The sequence below is a fragment of the Streptomyces sp. SID3212 genome, from assembly GCF_009865405.1.
Classification (GTDB): Bacteria; Actinomycetota; Actinomycetes; order Streptomycetales; family Streptomycetaceae; genus Streptomyces.
This window is the reverse complement of the sequence record NZ_WWJY01000909.1, coordinates 1-3837: the sequence shown is the minus strand read 5'-3', so window position 1 is coordinate 3837 and position 3837 is coordinate 1. Positions and strand designations below refer to the sequence as shown.

General features: G+C 74.3%; 4 protein-coding genes. 2 read left to right on the top strand and 2 right to left on the bottom strand.

Annotated elements, in window-relative coordinates; all coding sequences use genetic code 11:
* Both GT042_RS27340 and GT042_RS27335 read left to right on the top strand, forming a co-directional pair.
* The coding region (locus GT042_RS27340) for an MBL fold metallo-hydrolase (protein ID WP_345943941.1) at positions 1-365 on the top strand (365 nt) is incomplete at its 5' end.
* 30 nt (positions 366-395) lie between these two features.
* Complete coding sequence (locus GT042_RS27335; RefSeq protein WP_161311393.1) at positions 396-1217, top strand: DUF3097 domain-containing protein; 822 nt, start codon at positions 396-398, stop codon at positions 1215-1217.
* A gap of 19 nt (positions 1218-1236) precedes the next feature.
* Here GT042_RS27335 and GT042_RS27330 read toward each other — a convergent pair whose 3' ends face one another.
* Together GT042_RS27330 and hemW are read right to left on the bottom strand one after the other, a co-directional pair.
* Entirely contained in the window at positions 1237-2376 is a 1140-nt protein-coding gene (locus tag GT042_RS27330; protein WP_161311392.1) for a serine hydrolase domain-containing protein, read from the bottom strand.
* A gap of 154 nt (positions 2377-2530) precedes the next feature.
* The gene (hemW, locus tag GT042_RS27325; RefSeq protein ID WP_161311391.1) at positions 2531-3763 is read right to left on the bottom strand and encodes a radical SAM family heme chaperone HemW; all 1233 of its coding nucleotides are present in this window, start codon (positions 3761-3763) and stop codon (positions 2531-2533) included.
* Positions 3764-3837 lie beyond the last annotated feature (74 nt).

Sequence of the window (3837 nt, the reverse complement as noted above, 5' to 3'; positions counted from 1 at the left end):
CGCGCGACGCGCTCGTCCTGCCGGGGCACGCGGTGTCGGGCGAGCTGACCCTGGACCTCGGCGGCGCGCGGGTGCTGCTGGCGAACGTGGGGCCCGGCCACACGGCCCACGACCTGGCCCTGCTGGTCCCGGCCGGGGACGGCTCGCCGCCGGTGCTCTTCTGCGGGGACCTGGTGGAGGAGTCGGGGGAGCCGCAGGCGGGGCCTGACGCGATCACGGCCCGGTGGCCGGCCTCCCTGGACCGGCTGCTGGCGCTGGGCGGGGAGGACGCGCTGTACGTGCCGGGGCACGGGGCGATGGTGGACGCGGGGTTCGTACGGGCCCAGCGGGACGCGCTGGCGGTACGTTTCGGCGTGTCGCTGTAGCGGGCCTCCCGTCCGTTTATCGTCTTGGCCATGCGCAGCTACAGCCCCGACCTGACCCCTCCGTGGAAGAAGCCGACCCCGGCGACGGAGGTGCCCGCCGAGCCGGATCTGGTGGTCGAGGAGGTGGCGACCGGGTTCTGCGGCGCGGTGATCCGCTGCGAGAAGACGGCGGAGGGGCCGACGGTGACCCTGGAGGACCGCTTCGGCAAGCAGCGGGTGTTCCCGCTGGCGGTCCGGGGCTTCCTGCTGGAGGGCCGGGTGGTCACGCTGGTCCGCCCGACGGCCGGGGGTCCGGTACGGCCCACCCGTACGGCCTCCGGATCGATCGCGGTCCCCGGGGCGCGCGCCCGGGTGGCCCGGGCCGGGCGGATCTATGTGGAGGGCCGGCACGACGCGGAGCTGGTCGAGCGCGTCTGGGGCGACGACCTGCGGATCGAGGGGGTGGTCGTGGAGTACCTGGAGGGGGTGGACGACCTCCCGGCGGTGGTCGAGGAGTTCGCCCCGGCGCCGGACGCGCGGCTGGGCGTCCTGGTCGACCATCTGGTGCCGGGTTCGAAGGAGTCCCGGATCGCGGCGGCGGTGACGGGCGCGGACGTCCTGGTGGTGGGCCACCCGTACATCGACGTCTGGGAGGCCGTGAAGCCGTCCTCGGTGGGCATCACGGCCTGGCCCCGGGTGCCGAGGGGCGAGGACTGGAAGACGGGCGTGTGCCGGGCGCTGGGCTGGCCGGAGAACACCGGGGCCGCCTGGCAGCACATCCTGTCCAGGGTGCACTCGTACCGCGATCTGGAGCCGGCGCTGCTGGGCTCGGTGGAGCGCCTGATCGACTTCGTGACGGAACCGGCCCCCTGAACGTCGGGCGTCCGCGAACTCAGGCCTCCCCCGCCGCGTATCGCCAGAAGTCGCGCATGAGGGCGGGCGGGGTCGGACCGGACATCGCCCGCTGGGTGAGCAGGATGCTGACGGCGCCGGTCGACGGGACGACGTGCGCGGCGGTGCCCGTACCGCCGACCCAGCCGTACCGCCCCGGCACGTTCCACGGATCGACGGCCTTCACGTCGACCGAGCCGCCGTAGCCCCAGCCCTGGCCCTCCAGGAACAGTTCACCGGCGGCGCGCTGGGCAGGGGTCAGGTGGTCGGTGGTCATCAGCCGCACCGACTCGGCCGACAGCAGCCGCTTGCCGCCCACGCTCCCGCCGCCGAGGAGCAGCCGGGCGAAGGCGTACCAGTCGTCGGCGGTCGAGACGAGCCCGCCCGCGCCCGAGGGGAACGACGGCGGCTCCTTCCACTGCCCGCCGGGGGCGTCGATCAGGGTGAGGTCGTCGCGGTAGGAGCTGGTGAACCGGTCGGCCCCACCGGCCGGCAGGGAGAAGCCGGTGTCATTCATGGAGAGCGGCTCGAACAGCCGCTCGGCCAGGAACTCGCCCAGGGGCCGCCCGGCGACCCGGGCGACCAGGACGCCCTGGATGTCGGAGCAGATGTTGTACAGCCACGCCTCGCCCGGCTGGCGCAGCATCGGGACGCGGCCGAGCCTGGCCATCCACTCGTCCGGCTCCGGGACGGCCTGCGGCTGCGGCGGCCCTTGCAGCAGGTCGCTGAAGAGCAGCGCGACGGCGGGCAGCGAGAAGTCGTCGGGGAAGCCGTATCCGGCGCGGGAGGAGAGCAGGTCGGCGACGGTGATCGGCCGGGCGGCGGGCACGACGTCGTCGACGGGACTCTGGGGCGTACGGACGACCACGGGCTCGGCCAGCTCGGGCAGCCACCGCCGGACCGGGTCGCCGAGGGCGATCAGCCCGTCGTCGACCAGCATCATGACCGCCGCGGCGGTGATCGGCTTGGTGATCGAGGCGATACGGAAGATCGAGTCCCGGGCCATCGGAGCGGTGCCCTCGGTGTCGACGGCCCCGGCGACGGCCACCTCGACCTTCCCGTCCCGGGCCACCAGGCCCACGGCGCCGGGCACGGTTCCGTCCTCGACGCGGGCGCGCAGCAGGTCGTGCAGCGTGGTCATGGGCTCCACCTCTCCGAAGTCACGGTTCAGCAGGGGGACCGCCCCCGCACCGAAAACTCATCGGCACCCCCGTCCAGCCCACCGTCCAGCCCACCGGCTGGTCCACCGGGTCCGGCGGGTCCCGCGGGTCCACCGGGTCCACCGGGTCCAGCGGCTAGTCCACCAGATCCCGCACCACCGCGTCGGCCAGCAGCCGCCCCCGCAAGGTCAACACGCCCCGGCCCTCGTCGTACGGCCCCGGCTCCAGCAGGCCGTCGGTGACCGCGCGGGCGGCGGCGGCGAGGCCGGCCGGCGCCAGCAGCGAGAGCGGCACCCCGTCGGACAGCCGCAGTTCCAGCAGGATCCGCTCGACGCGGCGGTCCTCCGCCGTCAGGATCTCCCGGCCCGCGCCGGGCGAGCGACCCTCGGCGAGCGCGGCGGCGTACGCGCCCGGGTGCTTCACGTTCCACCAGCGGACCCCGCCGACGTGGCTGTGGGCGCCGGGCCCGGCGCCCCACCAGTCGGCGCCGCGCCAGTACAGCTCGTTGTGCAGGCAGCGGCCGGCCTCGGTCGTGGCCCAGTTCGACACCTCGTACCAGGAGAACCCGGCCTTCGCGAGCACCTCGTCCGCGATCAGGTACCGGTCCGCGTGCTCGTCGTCGTCGGTCATCGGGACCTCGCCGCGCCGGATGCGGCGGGCGAGCTGGGTGCCCTCCTCCACGATGAGCGCGTAGGCGCTGATGTGGTCGGGGCCCGCGCCCACGGCGGCGTCGAGCGAGGCGCGCCAGTCCTCGTCGCTCTCGCCGGGCGTGCCGTAGATCAGGTCGAGGTTGACGTGCTCGAACCCGGCGGCCCGCGCCTCGGCGACACACGCCTCGGGGCGGCCGGGGGTGTGCGTACGGTCCAGGACCTTGAGGACGTGCTGCCGGGCGCTCTGCATCCCGAAGGAGATCCGGTTGAACCCGCCGGCGCGCAGGACCGCGAGGTATTCCGGGTCCACGGATTCCGGGTTCGCCTCGGTGGTGACCTCGGCGCCGTCCGCGAGCCCGAACTCGTCGCGCACGGCGTCGAGCATCCGTACGAGGTCCCCGGCGTCCAGGAGGGTGGGCGTACCGCCCCCGACGAAGACGGTGCGGACGGGGCGGGGGTCGTCCCCCAGGACCTTCCTGGCCAGCCGTATCTCGTCGATCAGGGTGTCGGCGTAGTTGTCCCGGGAGGCCAGCACGCCGCCGCTGCCGCGGAGCTCGGTGGCGGTGTAGGTGTTGAAGTCGCAGTATCCGCAGCGGGTGGCGCAGTAGGGGACGTGCAGGTAGAACCCGAGGGAGCGCGTGGGCGCGGCGTCGAGGGCGTGTGGGGGGAGCGCGCCGGTCTCCGGCATGGGGTCGCCGTCGGGCAGTACGGATGGCATGGGCCTAGTGTCGCGTACCTCCGGTGGCGACCGCGTGGCGGTCGGCTTTTGTCCTCAATCGCCGGACGGGCTTG

Bases quoted from the DNA above. Each gene is read 5' to 3' on its own strand.
- GT042_RS27330 (WP_161311392.1), bottom strand. From the start codon at position 2,376: ATGACCACGCTGCACGACCTGCTGCGCGCCCGCGTCGAGGACGGAACC.
- GT042_RS27335 (WP_161311393.1), top strand. From the start codon at position 396: ATGCGCAGCTACAGCCCCGACCTGACCCCTCCGTGGAAGAAGCCGACC.
- hemW (WP_161311391.1), bottom strand. From the start codon at position 3,763: ATGCCATCCGTACTGCCCGACGGCGACCCCATGCCGGAGACCGGCGCG.